Below are 15,412 nucleotides of genomic sequence, written 5' to 3' on the forward strand. Positions count from 1 at the left end.
GTTTGAACAGCGTCGCCGTCAGGCGCCGCGCTGCTCGAAGTCCTTCATGTACTCGACGAGCGCCTTCACGCCGTCGAGCGGCACCGCGTTGTAGATCGACGCCCGCATGCCGCCGACGGACTTGTGGCCCTTCAGCTGCAGCAGCCCGCGCGCCTTTGCGCCGGCAAGGAAGTCTTCGTTGCGCGTTTCGTCGGCCAGGAAAAACGGCACGTTCATCCGCGAACGCGCTGCCGGCTCGACCTTGTTCAGATAGAAGCCGCTCGCATCGATCGTGTCGTAGAGCAGCTTCGATTTTTCGATATTGCGGGCCTCGATCGCTTCGAGCCCCCCCTGCCGCTTCAGCCACTGGAACACGAGGCCCGCGATGTAGATCGCATAGGTGGGCGGCGTGTTGTACAGCGAGTTGTTCTCGGCGACGGTCTTCCATTCGAACGCGGACGGGCAGATCGACAGCGCGCGATCAAGCAGATCCTCGCGCACGATCACGACCGTCACGCCGGCCATCCCGATATTCTTCTGCGCGCCGCCGAACAGCACGCCGTATTTCGCGACGTCCATCGGGCGCGACAGGATGTGCGACGAGACATCCGCGACCAGCGGCACGTCGCCGAGATCGGGAATCTCGAACGTCTCGACGCCGTCGATCGTCTCGTTGGTGCACAGATGCACGTAGGCCGGATCGTCCGACAGTTGCCATTCGGCGCGCGCCGGCGCGCGCGTGAAGCCGTCTTCCGTCTTGCCGGTTGCGGCGAGATGCGGCGTGCAGAACTTCTTCGCCTCGCCGAACGATTTCTGCGACCACGAGCCCGTCACGACGAAGTCGGCGGTGTTGCGTGACCCGAGCAGGTTCATCGGCACGATCGCGTTTTCCGCGATGCCGCCGCCCTGCAGGAACAGGATCCGGTGGCTTGCCGGCACGCCGAGCAAGTCGCGCAGGTCGGTCAGCGCGGCCTCGTGAATCGACATGAATTCCTTGCCGCGATGGCTCATCTCCATCACGCTCATGCCGCTGCCGTGCCAGTCGAGCATTTCGTCGGCGGCCTGCCGCAGCACTTCCTCGGGCATCGCTGCAGGACCGGCGGAGAAATTAAAGACGCGCATCGTGAAAACCTCGGGAGGGACGCGACCGGCGGCTTGCCGCCGCATGTCAGTTGCAAATGAGCCGCGCCAGAAAAGGAATGGCCGCTTGCGCTCGCGCGCAAACGGCCATTATCGCACTGTCGGAAGGCTCCCGCCAAACCCGGCCGAACGGCCGGGGGGGCGTGCCCGGACGGCTTACTTGCCCGGCTTGACTGCTGCGACTTCCTTGTCAGCCTGCGTGCGCGTTGCCTGGATCGCTTGCGGCATGTACTTCTGCATCAGGCCGTTGACCACGTCGCGACCGACCTGATCCTGAACCTGGATGAACTTGCGGCCCGTCGGGCTCTTGTAGAACGTCGTCAGATCCTTGATCTCCGACGTGCTGTAGTACTTCGCATATGCGTCGTACTGAGCCGACATTGCGTCGTTCTGGAACTGCTGCGTGCCGAACACCTTGCCCGCGCCGTCGACCAGCTTCGGCACCGCGTTCTTCTGCAGCGTCGGAACGGCAGCCTGCTTCTGCTTGTCGTTCAACGTCTTGTTTTCCGACAGCGCGTCCGACAGGATCGCCGGCACGAGCTGCTTGGCCTGCATTTCGGCGCTGTTGCCGATTGCCGACACGAGCTTCGGCGCGTCGATCGCGTCGAGCAGATCCTTGATCGCGGCCTTCTTGTCGGCGTCGATCGGCGCAGCTGCCGCGGCGGGCGCCGGTGCGGAATTCGACAGCGCTTGCGCCATCGCGAACGTCGGCACCAGTGCAGCCAGCAGGACCAGTTGCTTGAATTGCTTTTGCATCATCACTCCCTTTTGGAAATATGAATGGTTGCTCGCCGGCCGCGGCGCTTCACGCCCGCGGCGGCCAGAGTCTCATCCGTTCTTCAGGCTTCGCCGTCCGACGCCTCGTCGGCCTCGCCATCGCCCTCCTCGGCCTCCGCAATCTGCTGCAGGCCAGAGAGCTTGGTACCCTCATCGAGACTGATGAGTGTAACACCTTGCGTGGCGCGCCCCATCTCGCGAATCTCGGAAACACGGGTGCGAATCAACACGCCGGCCGTCGTGATCAGCATGATCTGATCCTCGGCGTCGACGAGCGTCGCGGCCACGACCTTGCCGTTGCGCTCGGACGTCTGGATCGCGATCATACCCTTCGTACCGCGGCCGTGACGCGTGTATTCGGTGATCGGCGTGCGCTTGCCGTAGCCGTTCTCGGTCGCGGTGAGCACGGTCTGCTCCTCGCTGCCCGCAACCAGCATCGCGATGACCTGCTGCCCGTCCTCGAGCTGCATGCCGCGCACGCCGCGCGCCTCGCGCCCCATCGGACGCACGTCGTTCTCGTCGAAGCGCACGGCCTTGCCGGCGTCGGAGAACAGCATCACGTCGTGCGCGCCGTCGGTGATCGACGCACCGATCAGGAAATCGCCGTCGTCGAGGCCGACCGCGATGATGCCCTTCTTCATCGGACGGCTGAACGCTTCGAGCGGCGTCTTCTTCACGGTGCCGAGCGACGTCGCCATGAAGATGAACTTGTCGGCCGAGAATTCCTTCACCGGCAGCACGACGTTGATCTTCTCGCCATCCTGCAGCGGGAACATGTTGACGATCGGGCGGCCGCGCGAGTTGCGCGAGCCCTGCGGCACTTCATAGACCTTGACCCAGTACACTCGGCCGCGGTTCGAGAAGCACAGGATGTAATCGTGCGTGTTCGCGATGAACAGCGTCTCGATCCAGTCGTCTTCCTTCATCTGCGTCGCCTGCTTGCCGCGACCGCCGCGCTTCTGCGCGCGGTACTCGGACAGCGGCTGCGACTTCACGTAGCCCGCGTGCGACATCGTGACGACCATGTCCTGCGGCGTGATCAGGTCTTCCGTGTTCAGCTCCGTCGCGTTCAGCTCGATCTTCGAGCGGCGCGCGTCGCCGAATTCGGCCTTCACCGACGTGAGTTCCTCGCCGATCATCGTCGTGATCCGCTCGGGGCGTGCAAGGATGTCCAGCAGGTCGGCGATCTGCGCCATCACTTCGCGGTACTCGCCGATGATCTTGTCCTGCTCGAGGCCGGTCAGGCGCTGCAGACGCATCTGCAGGATTTCCTGGGCCTGCGTGTCGGACAGACGGTACAGCCCGTCGCCCTGCATGCCGAATGCCGGGTTCAGGCCTTCCGGGCGGTACGCGGAGCGGCCGCCGGCCGCCGCGTTCTCGCTTTCGGCGCGCGTCAGCATCTCGCGCACGAGCGACGAATCCCACGGCTTCGCCATCAGTTCCTGCTTCGCGATCGGCGGCGTCGGCGCGGCCTTGATGATCGCGATGAACTCGTCGATGTTCGCGAGCGCGACCGCGAGACCTTCGAGCACGTGGCCGCGTTCACGGGCCTTGCGCAGTTCGTAGATCGTCCGGCGCGTCAGCACTTCACGTCGATGCGACAGGAAGCACTGCAGGATTTCCTTCAGGTTCAGCAGCTTCGGCTGGCCGTCGACGAGCGCGACCATGTTCATGCCGAACGTGTCCTGGAGCTGCGTCGCCTTGTACAGGTTGTTCAGCACCACTTCGGGCACTTCACCGCGCTTGAGCTCGATCACGACACGCATGCCGCTCTTGTCGGACTCGTCGCGGATGTCGGAGATGCCTTCGAGCTTCTTCTCGTTGACGAGCTCGGCGATCCGCTCGAGCAGCGAGCGCTTGTTCACCTGGTACGGCAGCTCATCGACGATGATCGCCATCCGCTGGCCGCGGTCGATCTCCTCGAAGTGCGTGGCCGCGCGCATCACGACGCGGCCGCGCCCGGTGCGGTAGCCGTCGCGCACGCCGGCGACGCCGTAGATGATGCCCGCCGTCGGGAAGTCCGGCGCCGGGATGATCTCGATCAGCTCGTCGATCGTCGCTGCCGGGTTGTTCAGCAGGTGCTGGCACGCGTCGACGACTTCGTTCAGGTTGTGCGGCGGGATGTTGGTCGCCATGCCGACCGCGATGCCCGACGAGCCGTTGATCAGCAGGTTCGGGATGCGCGACGGCAGGACCGACGGCTGCATTTCGTTGCCGTCGTAGTTCGGCTCGAAATCGACCGTTTCCTTGTCGATGTCGGCGAGCAGCTCGTGACCGATCTTCGCCATGCGAATTTCGGTGTAACGCATCGCCGCGGCATTGTCGCCGTCGATCGAGCCGAAGTTGCCCTGCCCGTCGATCAGCATGTAGCGCAGCGAGAAGTCCTGCGCCATCCGCACGATCGTGTCGTAGACCGCGGTGTCGCCGTGAGGGTGGTACTTACCGATCACGTCACCGACGATACGCGCCGACTTCTTGTACGCGCGGTTCCAGTCGTTGTTCAGTTCGTGCATCGCGAACAACACGCGCCGGTGCACGGGCTTCAGGCCATCGCGGACATCCGGGAGGGCACGTCCGACGATCACGCTCATCGCGTAATCGAGATACGAACGGCGCATTTCCTCCTCTAGGGAGGTGGGCAGGGTCTCTTTGGCGAATTGATCCATGTATCCGTATCGTTTCGGAGCGAAGACGGCGAACGCCTTTCGCGTGGGCGCTGCATGCGCAACGCAACGCGAGATTCTAACATGCGCCCATCAGCCGCAAATTCGCCTCCTCCGCTATATATAAATAGCGAAAATCGCGGCGGCGGCGAACCGACCGGAATCGCACGCAACTCGACATCACCGTTGCTCGCGCCCGGTTTACCGGCGATCGCGCCCGATTTGTTTCACGCGCATGAGTAAACAGATGCACGCATCCGCGCAATTTCTCCGGCACACCCTTGACAACTTCTAAAAGTTGCGGCAGGCCGGTGTTGCGCATGCACCACAAAGTTGAGGGGATCTTAGGGTGGGGAGGATTTTTTTTCGTAGGAAGGGAACGATATGGCAAAATGCCAACGCACTGAAAGTTAGACGCTGCTCGAAGTCTACACAGAGCGGTGCCGCGTTTTTTGTGCCGCACCAATGTTATACTTCGAGCAATGTATGACTTGTCACCGTCAACAGGCTCGCAGTAAACCTGCGGTAATCTCAATTTCGAGAGGAGAAATATGAATAAACTTTCAAAGCTCGCGTTCATTGCAGCTACCGCAGTTATGGCTGCATCCGCTTCGGCACAGTCGGTGCCGGCGTCGCGTCAAGCCGTCAATGACAACTGGGTGAACGGCACGGGCGAATGGGTGTGGATGAACGGCACGAACGAGCTCTGCTGGCGTGACGCGTTCTGGACGCCGGCCACCGCCAACGCAAAGTGCGACGGCGCACTGGTCGCCCAGGCACCGCAGCCGCCGGTCGCTCCGGTCGCTCCGGCCATCACGAGCCAGAAGATCACGTATCAAGCTGACGCCCTGTTCGACTTCGACAAGGCAACGCTCAAGCCGCTGGGCAAGCAGAAGCTGGACGAACTGGCTTCGAAGATCCAGGGCATGAACACGGAAGTGGTCGTCGCAACGGGCTACACGGACCGCATCGGTTCGGACAAGTACAACGACCGTCTGTCGCTGCGCCGTGCGCAGGCCGTGAAGTCGTACCTGGTCAGCAAGGGTGTGCCGGCCAACAAGATCTACACGGAAGGCAAGGGCAAGCGCAACCCGGTTACGACTGGCTGCAACCAGAAGAACCGCAAGCAGCTGATCGCCTGCCTCGCACCGGACCGCCGCGTGGAAGTCGAAGTGGTTGGTACGCAAGAAGTCCAGAAGACGACCGTTCCGGCGCAGTAAGCCGCGGTTTTCGACTGCTTCAAAGCCCCGCTCCGGCGGGGCTTTTTCATTGATGCCCGTCCGGGCGCTCGCTGGCCTCGTCGTCCGCCCGCTTATATACTCGGGGCTGACGAACCGCAGCACCGCCCTCCTTCCGTAGCCCGTTTGCCGCCATGACCAACGCCGATCCGCACGAACTCCAGAAATTCAGCGACCTCGCCCATCGGTGGTGGGATCCGAATGCCGAATTCAAGCCGCTGCACGACCTGAACCCGGTCCGGCTCGGCTGGATCGACGCGCATGCGCACCTGGCCGGCAAGCGCGCGCTCGACATCGGCTGCGGCGGCGGCATCCTGTCCGAATCGATGGCCGGGCTCGGCGCCCAGGTGAAAGGCATCGACCTGTCGACCGAAGCGCTTGGCGTCGCCGACCTGCACAGCCTCGAAAGCGGCATCGCGGTCGACTACGAGGCGATCGCCGCCGAAGCGATCGCCGCGCGCGAGCCAGGCTCCTACGACGTCGTCACGTGCATGGAGATGCTCGAGCACGTGCCGTCGCCCGGCGATATCGTCGCCGCGTGCTCGACGCTCGTGAAACCAGGCGGCTGGGTGTTTTTCTCGACGCTGAACCGGAATCTGAAGTCCTACCTGTTCGCGGTGATCGGCGCTGAGTACATCGCGCAAATGCTGCCGAAGGGCACGCACGACTACGCGCGCTTCATCCGCCCGTCGGAACTGGCCGGCTTCGTGCGTGCGACGGATCTGCACATCGTGGAGATCAAGGGCATCACGTATCACCCGATCGGCAAGCGCTTCGCGCTGTCGAACGACACCGACATCAACTACCTCGTTGCGTGCCGCCGCGGCGCGTGACCCTCCGACCGGCATGACGACTCCCCTTTCGACCGCGCGGGCCGCACTCGACGAACCGCGCCTGCTGCACTGCGCTGCCGTGCTGTTCGACCTGGACGGCACGCTTGCCGACACGGCGCCCGATCTCGCCGCCGCCGTCAACAAGATGCAGCGCGCGCGCGGCCTGCCCGAAACGCCGCTCGACGCGCTGCGGCCGCTGGCTTCGGCCGGCGCGCGCGGCCTGCTCGGCGGCGCGTTCGGCATCGACCCGCACACGCCCGGCTACGAAGCGATGCGCGATGAGTTCCTGGCCAACTACGCAACGGATATCTGCGTGCATACGACGCTGTTCTCCGGCATCGGCGACGTGCTCGACGAACTCGATGCGCGCGGCGTGCGCTGGGGCATCGTCACGAACAAGGCGATGCGGCTCACGGCGCCGCTCGTCGACCTGCTCGGTCTTGCACCGCGCGCGGCCTGCGTCGTCGGGGGCGACACAACGCCGCACTCGAAGCCGCACCCTGCTCCGCTGCTGCACGCGGCCGACCAGTTGACGCTCGCGCCGGCGCGCATCGTCTACGTCGGCGACGATCTGCGCGACATTCAGGCCGGCAGCGCTGCCGGCATGGCGACGGTCGCGGCCGCGTACGGTTACTGCGGCGACGGCGCCGCGCCGGCCGACTGGCAGGCCCAGCATCTCGTCGACACGACGCAGGAACTGCGCGAACTGCTGCGCGATGTTGGGCTATAATGATCGATCTGATCCGCGGGGGCGACCTGGTTTCGACAGGGGTTGTGAAGCGGCTAGGGCATGTCGAGGACCCGTCACCTCGTTAATCAATGGGAAAATCGTAACTGCAAACGACGATACGTTCGCACTGGCAGCCTAACGGCCGCCGTCCTCTGCCTAGTTCACTGACGGGCTAGTGTCGCAAGACCGGTAGCAATACCGCCAGAGGTCATTTACGTCAGTTAAGCCCTGTCGGCGTCGCGACGCCAGGGTCGAAAACCTAGCGAATCGCCGTAGTGCAGCGTGTTCGTCCGCGTCGCTGCGGTTAAATCAAATGACTGAACTAAACATGTAGAACTAGTCGTGGAGCGCTTCTGGACGCGGGTTCGATTCCCGCCGCCTCCACCAAATTCCGCGCTCGCCGCACGAACCCCGCATGACGCAAGTCTGCGGGGTTTTTTGTTGCCGGCGAAACGCATGCGCTCCCCCTCCTTCCGAAAAAGCGCCCAGCCACGGACGGGCCGGGCGGAATGCCGCCGGTATTCCGGCGACAGGAGGTGACGGATATCCCGCCGCGCCCGCGCAAGCGTCGGTCGCAACGGGCTGCGGCCAGCCCGGTGTGCTCGAGCGCAGGGCGCGACGTGTCCGCCGCATCCTGCGCTCGAGCACACCGGGCAATACACGACTTAGCTGCCGCGATACAGCGACTTCATTTCTTCAGCGCTGGCCGGGCGCACGCCCATGGCATGCGAACCCGATGCCGATGCGCCCTGTGCCTGCGCACCGTACCCGCTGGCGTCGGCGCCTTGCGCTTGCGCCAGTGCGCTGCGCTGCTGCTCGGCAACACGCGCCGTGGCGGCCTGGACCGCTTCCGGATAGTGCGGATCTTCGCCGCGGGCGGAGTTGTAACCGGCTTGCTGGAGCTGGACCAGCTCGGCACGGACCTGCGCGCGGGTGATCGTCGAACCCGACTGGGCAAACGACACGACCGGAGCAACGAGAGCGGCAGCAACGACAACAGCTTGAACGAGTGACTTCATGATGACCTACCTCCAGATTTGTCTGTTTTCGCGGTGAACACCTTGTTCAGCGCCGACAAACCGAAGTTTATGTAGGTGGATGCTTAAGAATAAGGCAGGTTTCGGGAAGACATCCTTCCTGATTTACGGGTTAACCCTAGATCATCCGCCGGGCCGGCGATTCGCGAACGCTGCTTCATCCGGCATCGGGTCGCATGACGACTCGCCTGAAAGCACAAGCCCCGCGAAGCGACAACGCTTCGCGGGGCTCGAATGGTGTTGCACGGGATTCGTGCAGTCGCGCCGGTCATACGGTCAAGCCGATATGCGCGTGCACATCACCCGCCTGCCGAATCGACACCGCACGACGACGGCGCAAACACGCCTGTCCGCGCGTTACTGGCTATCCATCGGGCACTTCAGGTTGCAGCCGTTCGGGTCACCCAGGTCGCCCTTGCGACGCAAGGCCGACTTCTTGCTGCCCTGGTATTTCTGCGACGGCGCCGACGCCGCGAACGGCATCTGCGGATGCTCGTTCAGGCGAAACTGTTCGCTCAGGATGCCGCCGGGCACGCCCGGGGAATTCTGCGCAAGCGCAAACGGCGAAGCCGCGACCAGAAGCCCCGCGGTCAACGCTGCCGCGGCGAGGGAAACGGAAAATTTCATGGCGGGATGACGCCTGAACGGCGTGCTTGTTGGAACGTTGATCAAGCGTCAAGCGTAGCGCAAATCCCCCGCTGCTGCAGCGCGGTTCGACCGCGTCCCCGTTACCGGGAATGGCCGTCCGGCGCGCTCGTGCCGTCGCCGCCGGCCAGCCCCGTCGCGATGCTCGTCAGCGTCCCGCATGCGGCCGGATCGTAGCCGTCGAGATGTGCGACGCGCTCGACGAAGCGCGCGTCGCGCAGCAGCGCCAGCACGCCGGCGAGCGGCCGCGTGTCGAGCCGCGCGCGTTCGCACGCGAAGTAATAGTCCTCGTCGACGACCGGTATGAAATCGAGCCCGAAATGACGGGCGGCCGGCTCGACACCGAAGCCGAGATCGGCCATCCCGCTCGCGACGAACGCCGCAATCGCCGAATGCGTGAGCTCGGCCGACGCATAGCCGTCGATGCGCTCGGGATCGATGCCGATCGCACGCAGCGCGAGATCCAGCAGCATGCGCGTACCCGACCCCGGCTGCCGATTGACGAAGCGGATGTCATTGCGCGCGAGGTCCGCGAGCCCGCGGACCTGCTTCGGGTTGCCGCGAGACACGAACAGCCCCTGCTGGCGGCGCGTCAGGTGAATCAGCACGTGGCGCGTGTCGTCGAGCCACGGCCGATAGATCTGCGCGCACCGAGCGCGAAACGCGCCGCGCGGCAGATGGAAACCGGCCAGGTCGCATTCGCCGCGTGCGAGCGCCTGCACGGCCTCGACGCTCTCGCGATACTTGATGTCGACGGCCGCCTGCGTATCGACGAGCGCGGACACGAGCGTCGCGACCGCGTAACCGTGCGACGCATGGATACGCACGGCACCGTCGCGTTGCGCGAGCCGCCGGTTCAGGTCGCTGGCCACCTCGGCCGCGAGCGCACGCAGGTTTCCGTCGAGGCGGCTGCGCGCAAGGCGCTGCGCGTCGACGACCGCCCGCCCAAGTTCCGACAGCGTCGACCCCTTGCCCCGCGCGGTTTCGATCAACTCCCCGCCGATGCACGCTTCCAGCGCGCGCAGCATGCCCCACGCGTGCCGGTACGACAGCCCTTTTGCCTGGGCAGCCTGCGCAATGCTGCCCGTATCGGCCACGAGTTCCAGCAAGGGCGCGACGTCCGACAGGCTGGCCGTGCGACCTTCCGTGTCGCGTACGGTCAGATACGCGTCGCATTCGATTCGAATCAATTATGTACTCCGATTTCCTATTGCGACTGCGAAATCTTCCGCTTATCGTTGATGAAAATCAATCTGAACGAAGTCGCGATGCTCACTATATGAATAGCGAGAGCATATGAGACTTTGGAGGAGCACAACCGATGTCCCCGAATTCCCATGCGCCCGACGCGCTCGTCGAGCGCCATGCGCGCACCGGCCGGTCGCTGGTCGCGATCCTTCACGCGATCCAGGACGACGCGGGCCACGTGCCGCCGGGCTGTGTCGCGCCGCTCGCCAGGGCGCTGAATCTGTCGCGCGCGGAAGTGCACGGCGTACTGACCTACTATCACCACTTCCGTACCGCGCCGCCCGCGCGCGTGACGATCCAGATGTGCCGCGCCGAAGCGTGCCGCAGCATGGGCTGCGAAACGCTCGCCGCGCATGCTGAAACCCGCACGGGCTGCCGGTTCGACGCAGCGCACGGCGATGCCGCGGATGCGCACGCGCCGGACGCCGTCGCGCTCGAATCGGTCTACTGTCTCGGACTGTGCGCGCAATCGCCGTCGCTGACGGTCAACGGCGTGCTGCATGCGAAGGTCACGCCGGAGAAATTCGACGCGCTGCTGGCCGATGCTCTCGCCCACACGCCGGAGGCCGCATGACGACCCGCATCTACGTCCCACGCGATTCGTCCGCGCTGGCCCTCGGCGCCGACGCACTCGCCGCCGCGATCGTCGCGGAAGCCGAACGGCGCGGCCTCGCGATCGAACTGGTCCGCAACGGCTCGCGCGGGCTGCTGTGGCTCGAGCCGCTCGTCGAGGTCGGTACGGCCGCCGGACGCATCGGCTACGCGAACCTGTCGGCCGCCGACGTGCCGGCCCTGTTCGATGCAAACTGGCTCGAAGGCGGTGCGCATCCGAGCGGCGTCGGCGTCGTCGACGCGCACCCCTATCTCGCGCGCCAGCAGCGCCTCACGTTCGCGCGCATCGGCCTGACCGATCCGCTGTCGATCGACGACTACCTGCAGCATGAAGGCCTCGCCGGCCTGAAGAACGCACTCGCGCTCGACGGCGATGCCGCGTGCGAAACGCTGATCGAATCGGGGCTGCGCGGCCGCGGCGGCGCGGCGTTCCCGGCGGGCATCAAGTGGCGCACGGTCCGGCACGCGAGCGCCACGCAGAAGTATATCGTCTGCAATGCGGACGAAGGCGATTCGGGCACGTTCTCCGACCGCCTGATGATGGAATGCGATCCGTACTGCCTGATCGAAGGGATGATCATCGCGGGCATCGCAACGGGCGCGACGGTCGGCTACATCTACGTGCGCAGCGAATACCCGCACGCGATCGCGACGCTCGAAGCCGCGATCGTCCGCGCGCGCGAGGCCGGCTGGCTCGGCGAACGCGTGCTCGGCTCCGCGCATGCATTCGAGCTGCACGTCGCGAAAGGCGCGGGCTCGTACGTGTGCGGCGAGGAAACGGCGCTGCTCGAATCGCTCGAGGGCAAGCGCGGCGTCGTGCGCGCGAAGCCGCCGCTGCCGGCGCTCGCCGGCCTGTTCGGTCAGCCGACCGTGATCAACAACGTGATCACGCTCGCGACGGCACCCGTGATCTTCGCGCGCGGCGCCGCGTTCTATCGCGATTTCGGCATGGGCCGCTCGCGCGGCACGCTGCCGTTCCAGCTGGCCGGCAACATCCGTCACGGCGGCCTCGTCGAACTCGCGTTCGGCGTCACGCTGCGCGAGCTGCTGTTCGACTTCGGCGGCGGCACGGCAAGCGGTCGGCCGGCACGCGCCGCGCAGGTCGGCGGCCCGCTCGGCACCTACCTGCCCGACCATCAGTGGGATGTGCCGCTCGATTACGAGGCGTACACGGCGATCGGCGCGGTGGTCGGCCACGGCGGCATCGTGCTGCACGACGACACGTCGAACCTCGCCGAGCTTGCCGAATATGCGATGAAGTTCTGTGCGATCGAATCGTGCGGCAAGTGCACGCCGTGCCGGATCGGTTCGACGCGCGGCGTCGAGACGATCGCGCGCATCCGCCACGGCGACACGTCGGAGCGGCAGGTCACGCTGCTGCGCGATCTGTGCGACACGATGCTGGCCGGTTCGCTGTGCGCGATGGGCGGGATGACGCCCTACCCGGTGCTGTCCGCGCTCGACCATTTCCCCGAAGATTTCGGGCTCGCTGGCGGCAAGGATGCCGCGTCGAGCCCGGTCAAGGCTGCGGCCTGACCCAGAAGGAGCCCTGCATGTCCCTCGACACGAACAACGTCCGCCAAGGCGGCTGCGGCTCGGGCCAATGCGCGTGCAAGAGCGCCGCACAGGCGCGCGCCCGCGACCCGTTCGACGATACCGACTACGGCACGCCGCAACGCCATGCCGATACCGACGTCACGCTCGAAATCGACGGCCAGCCGGTGACGGTACCGGCCGGCACGTCGGTGATGCGCGCGGCGATCGAAGCCGGCGTCAACGTCCCGAAGCTGTGCGCGACCGATTCGCTCGAGCCGTTCGGCTCGTGCCGGCTGTGCCTCGTCGAGATCGAAGGCCGGCGCGGTTATCCGGCGTCGTGCACGACGCCGGCCGAAGCGGGCATGAAGGTGCGCACGCAGTCGGACCGGCTGCAATCGCTGCGCCGCAACGTGATGGAGCTGTACATCTCCGACCATCCGCTCGACTGCCTCACCTGCCCCGCCAACGGCGACTGCGAGCTGCAGGACATGGCGGGTGTCGTCGGGCTGCGCGAAGTGCGCTACGGCTTCGATGGCGCGAATCACCTCAACGACCGCAAGGACGAATCGAACCCGTACTTCACGTACGACCCGTCGAAGTGCATCGTCTGCAACCGCTGCGTGCGCGCGTGCGAGGAAACCCAGGGCACGTTCGCGCTGACGATCGCCGCGCGCGGCTTCGAATCGCGCGTCGCCGCCGGCGAAAGCGAATCGTTCATGGCGTCGGAATGCGTGTCGTGCGGCGCCTGCGTCGCCGCATGCCCGACGGCCACGCTGCAGGAGAAATCCGTCGTGCAGCTCGGGCAAGCCGAACACTCGGTCGTCACGACCTGCGCGTACTGCGGCGTCGGCTGCTCGTTCAAGGCCGAGATGAAGGGCACGCAGGTCGTGCGCATGACGCCGAACAAGAACGGTCTCGCGAACGAGGGGCACGCGTGCGTGAAGGGACGCTTCGCGTGGGGCTACGCGACGCACAAGGACCGCATCACGAAGCCGATGATCCGCGAGAAGATCACCGACCCGTGGCGCGAAGTGAGCTGGGACGAAGCGCTCACCTATGCGGCGACGCAATTCCGCAAGCTGCAGCAGAAATACGGCCGCGATTCGATCGGCGGCATCACGTCGTCGCGCTGCACGAACGAGGAAACCTACCTCGTGCAGAAGCTCGTGCGTGCCGCGTTCGGCAACAACAACGTCGACACCTGCGCGCGCGTGTGCCATTCGCCGACCGGCTATGGCCTCAAGACGACGCTCGGCGAATCGGCCGGCACGCAGACGTTCGCATCGGTCGACCAGGCCGACGTGATCGTCGTGATGGGTGCGAACCCGACCGACGGGCACCCGGTGTTCGGCTCGCGGCTGAAGCGGCGCGTTCGCGAAGGCGCGAAGCTGATCGTGATCGACCCGCGCCGCATCGATGTCGTCGACGGCCCGCACGTGAAGGCCACGCATCACCTGCAACTGCGCCCCGGCACCAACGTCGCGATCGTCAACGCGCTCGCGCACGTGATCGTCACCGAAGGGCTTGTTGCCGACGCGTTCGTCGCCGAGCGCTGCGAGACGCGCGCGTTCGAGCAATGGCGCGACTTCGTGTCGCGCGCCGACAATTCGCCCGAGGCAACCGCCGACGTGACCGGCGTGCCGGCCGAACTGGTACGCGCCGCCGCGCGCCTCTACGCAACGGGCGGCAATGCCGCGATCTATTACGGGCTGGGCGTGACCGAACACGCGCAGGGCTCGACGACGGTGATGGGCATCGCGAACCTCGCGATGGCGACCGGCAACATCGGCCGCGAAGGCGTCGGCGTCAATCCGCTGCGCGGCCAGAACAACGTGCAGGGTTCGTGCGACATGGGCTCGTTCCCGCACGAACTGCCCGGCTACCGGCACATCAGTGACGAGATCGTGCGCGCGCAGTTCGAACAGGCGTGGTCGGCCAAGCTGCAGCCGGAACCGGGGCTGCGCATCCCGAACATGTTCGACGCGGCGCTCGACGGCAGTTTCAAGGGGCTCTACTGCCAGGGCGAGGACATCGTCCAGTCGGACCCGAACACGCAGCACGTGTCGGCCGCGCTGTCGGCGATGGAGTGCATCGTCGTGCAGGACATCTTCCTGAACGAGACCGCGAAATATGCGCACGTGCTGCTGCCGGGCTCGACGTTCCTCGAGAAGGACGGCACGTTCACGAACGCGGAGCGCCGCATCTCGCGCGTGCGCAAGGTGATGCCGCCGCTCGCGGGCTACGCGGACTGGGAAGTGACGCTGCTGCTGTCGCAGGCGCTCGGTTACGACATGCACTACACGCATCCGTCGGAAATCATGGACGAGATCGCGCGGCTCACGCCGACCTTCTCGGGCGTGTCGTACGAGAAGCTCGACGCTCTCGGCAGCATCCAGTGGCCGTGCAACGAGCACGCGCCGGAAGGCACGCCGACGATGCACATAGACGAGTTCGTACGCGGCAAGGGCCGGTTCGTGATCACCAAGTTCATTCCGACGCCGGAAAAGGTCACGCAGCGCTATCCGCTGATCCTGACGACGGGCCGCATCCTGTCGCAATACAACGTCGGCGCGCAGACGCGCCGGACCGAAAACGTCCGGTGGCATGAAGAGGATCGCCTCGAGATCCACCCTCACGACGCGCAGGATCGCGGCATCCGGACCGGCGACTGGGTCGGCATCGAATCGCGTGCCGGGCAGACGGTGCTGCGCGCGCTCGTGACTGAACGCATGCAGCCGGGCGTCGTGTACACGACGTTCCACTTCCCCGAATCGGGCGCGAACGTGATCACGACGGAAAGCTCCGACTGGGCGACGAACTGCCCTGAATACAAGGTGACGGCCGTGCAGGTGCTGCCGGTTGCGCAGCCGTCCGAATGGCAGCGTGCATACGCGCGCTTCAACGCGGAGCAGATCGACCTGCTCGAGCGCCGCGCGAGCACGCCCGACACCGTGACGACAGGCAAGTGAGGCTT

The 15,412-nt window shown here is 65.5% G+C and carries 12 protein-coding genes and 1 other RNA gene; 7 read left to right on the forward strand and 6 right to left on the reverse strand.

The window, feature by feature from the left end:
- Positions 1 to 18: 18 nt before the first annotated feature.
- The 3 genes from serC to gyrA form a co-directional block, all read right to left on the reverse strand.
- Entirely contained in the window at positions 19 to 1,101 is a 1,083-nt protein-coding gene (serC, locus tag BT264_RS01850; protein ID WP_072436061.1) for a 3-phosphoserine/phosphohydroxythreonine transaminase, read from the reverse strand.
- 174 nt (positions 1,102 to 1,275) lie between these two features.
- Positions 1,276 to 1,875: a DUF2059 domain-containing protein gene (locus BT264_RS01855; protein WP_021157463.1), complete on the reverse strand. Its 600-nt coding sequence runs from the start codon at positions 1,873 to 1,875 to the stop codon at positions 1,276 to 1,278.
- Between the two features lie 83 nt (positions 1,876 to 1,958).
- Positions 1,959 to 4,562, reverse strand: coding sequence for a DNA gyrase subunit A (gene gyrA, locus BT264_RS01860; RefSeq protein WP_072436062.1), 2,604 nt, complete (start codon positions 4,560 to 4,562; stop codon positions 1,959 to 1,961).
- Between the two features lie 548 nt (positions 4,563 to 5,110).
- Between gyrA and ompA the strand changes: the two genes are divergently transcribed.
- The 4 genes from ompA (at position 5,111) to ssrA (ending at position 7,747) form a co-directional block, all read left to right on the forward strand.
- On the forward strand, positions 5,111 to 5,779 hold the full coding sequence (gene ompA, locus BT264_RS01865) for an outer membrane protein OmpA (RefSeq protein WP_006400736.1): 669 nt from the start codon (positions 5,111 to 5,113) through the stop codon (positions 5,777 to 5,779).
- A 152-nt stretch (positions 5,780 to 5,931) separates the two neighbouring features.
- A complete protein-coding gene (ubiG, locus tag BT264_RS01870; protein ID WP_072436063.1) occupies positions 5,932 to 6,630 on the forward strand; it encodes a bifunctional 2-polyprenyl-6-hydroxyphenol methylase/3-demethylubiquinol 3-O-methyltransferase UbiG in 699 nt (232 codons plus the stop codon).
- 13 nt (positions 6,631 to 6,643) lie between these two features.
- Positions 6,644 to 7,360: a phosphoglycolate phosphatase gene (gph, locus tag BT264_RS01875; RefSeq protein ID WP_072436423.1), complete on the forward strand. Its 717-nt coding sequence runs from the start codon at positions 6,644 to 6,646 to the stop codon at positions 7,358 to 7,360.
- Between the two features lie 17 nt (positions 7,361 to 7,377).
- Positions 7,378 to 7,747: a transfer-messenger RNA gene (gene ssrA / locus BT264_RS01880) on the forward strand.
- Between the two features lie 278 nt (positions 7,748 to 8,025).
- Here the strand turns inward: ssrA and BT264_RS01885 are convergent.
- The 3 genes from BT264_RS01885 to BT264_RS01895 form a co-directional block, all read right to left on the reverse strand.
- The gene (locus BT264_RS01885; RefSeq protein ID WP_034183020.1) at positions 8,026 to 8,379 is read right to left on the reverse strand and encodes a DUF4148 domain-containing protein; all 354 of its coding nucleotides are present in this window, start codon (positions 8,377 to 8,379) and stop codon (positions 8,026 to 8,028) included.
- A 375-nt stretch (positions 8,380 to 8,754) separates the two neighbouring features.
- Positions 8,755 to 9,024 carry a hypothetical protein gene (locus tag BT264_RS01890; RefSeq protein ID WP_072436064.1) on the reverse strand — a complete coding sequence of 90 codons (270 nt, stop codon included), beginning with the start codon at positions 9,022 to 9,024 and terminating at the stop codon, positions 8,755 to 8,757.
- Positions 9,025 to 9,125: 101 nt separating this feature from the next.
- A complete protein-coding gene (locus BT264_RS01895) occupies positions 9,126 to 10,232 on the reverse strand; it encodes a substrate-binding domain-containing protein (protein WP_072436065.1) in 1,107 nt (368 codons plus the stop codon).
- A gap of 131 nt (positions 10,233 to 10,363) precedes the next feature.
- Between BT264_RS01895 and BT264_RS01900 the strand changes: the two genes are divergently transcribed.
- From BT264_RS01900 to fdhF, 3 genes are read left to right on the forward strand one after another with little or no spacing between them, the layout of a single operon-like run.
- On the forward strand, positions 10,364 to 10,864 hold the full coding sequence (locus tag BT264_RS01900; protein WP_072436066.1) for an NAD(P)H-dependent oxidoreductase subunit E: 501 nt from the start codon (positions 10,364 to 10,366) through the stop codon (positions 10,862 to 10,864).
- Entirely contained in the window at positions 10,861 to 12,438 is a 1,578-nt protein-coding gene (locus BT264_RS01905) for a formate dehydrogenase beta subunit (protein ID WP_072436067.1), read from the forward strand. Before BT264_RS01900 ends, BT264_RS01905 begins: the two co-directional genes overlap by 4 nt.
- A gap of 17 nt (positions 12,439 to 12,455) precedes the next feature.
- Positions 12,456 to 15,407, forward strand: a complete 2,952-nt coding sequence (gene fdhF, locus BT264_RS01910; RefSeq protein ID WP_072436068.1) for a formate dehydrogenase subunit alpha — start codon at positions 12,456 to 12,458, stop codon at positions 15,405 to 15,407.
- The last annotated feature ends 5 nt before the right edge of the window (positions 15,408 to 15,412 follow it).

It is taken from the genome of Burkholderia sp. NFPP32, from assembly GCF_900119325.1.
Lineage (GTDB): Bacteria > Pseudomonadota > Gammaproteobacteria > Burkholderiales > Burkholderiaceae > Burkholderia > Burkholderia pyrrocinia_C.

What these genes read in the sequence shown, in the direction of transcription:
- serC (WP_072436061.1), bottom strand. Translation starts at nt 1,101, where the DNA reads ATGCGCGTCTTTAATTTCTCCGCCGGTCCTGCAGCGATGCCCGAGGAA.
- BT264_RS01855 (WP_021157463.1), bottom strand. Translation starts at nt 1,875, where the DNA reads ATGCAAAAGCAATTCAAGCAACTGGTCCTGCTGGCTGCACTGGTGCCG.
- gyrA (WP_072436062.1), bottom strand. Translation starts at nt 4,562, where the DNA reads ATGGATCAATTCGCCAAAGAGACCCTGCCCACCTCCCTAGAGGAGGAA.
- ompA (WP_006400736.1), top strand. Translation starts at nt 5,111, where the DNA reads ATGAATAAACTTTCAAAGCTCGCGTTCATTGCAGCTACCGCAGTTATG.
- ubiG (WP_072436063.1), top strand. Translation starts at nt 5,932, where the DNA reads ATGACCAACGCCGATCCGCACGAACTCCAGAAATTCAGCGACCTCGCC.
- gph (WP_072436423.1), top strand. Translation starts at nt 6,644, where the DNA reads ATGACGACTCCCCTTTCGACCGCGCGGGCCGCACTCGACGAACCGCGC.
- BT264_RS01885 (WP_034183020.1), bottom strand. Translation starts at nt 8,379, where the DNA reads ATGAAGTCACTCGTTCAAGCTGTTGTCGTTGCTGCCGCTCTCGTTGCT.
- BT264_RS01890 (WP_072436064.1), bottom strand. Translation starts at nt 9,024, where the DNA reads ATGAAATTTTCCGTTTCCCTCGCCGCGGCAGCGTTGACCGCGGGGCTT.
- BT264_RS01900 (WP_072436066.1), top strand. Translation starts at nt 10,364, where the DNA reads ATGTCCCCGAATTCCCATGCGCCCGACGCGCTCGTCGAGCGCCATGCG.
- BT264_RS01905 (WP_072436067.1), top strand. Translation starts at nt 10,861, where the DNA reads ATGACGACCCGCATCTACGTCCCACGCGATTCGTCCGCGCTGGCCCTC.
- fdhF (WP_072436068.1), top strand. Translation starts at nt 12,456, where the DNA reads ATGTCCCTCGACACGAACAACGTCCGCCAAGGCGGCTGCGGCTCGGGC.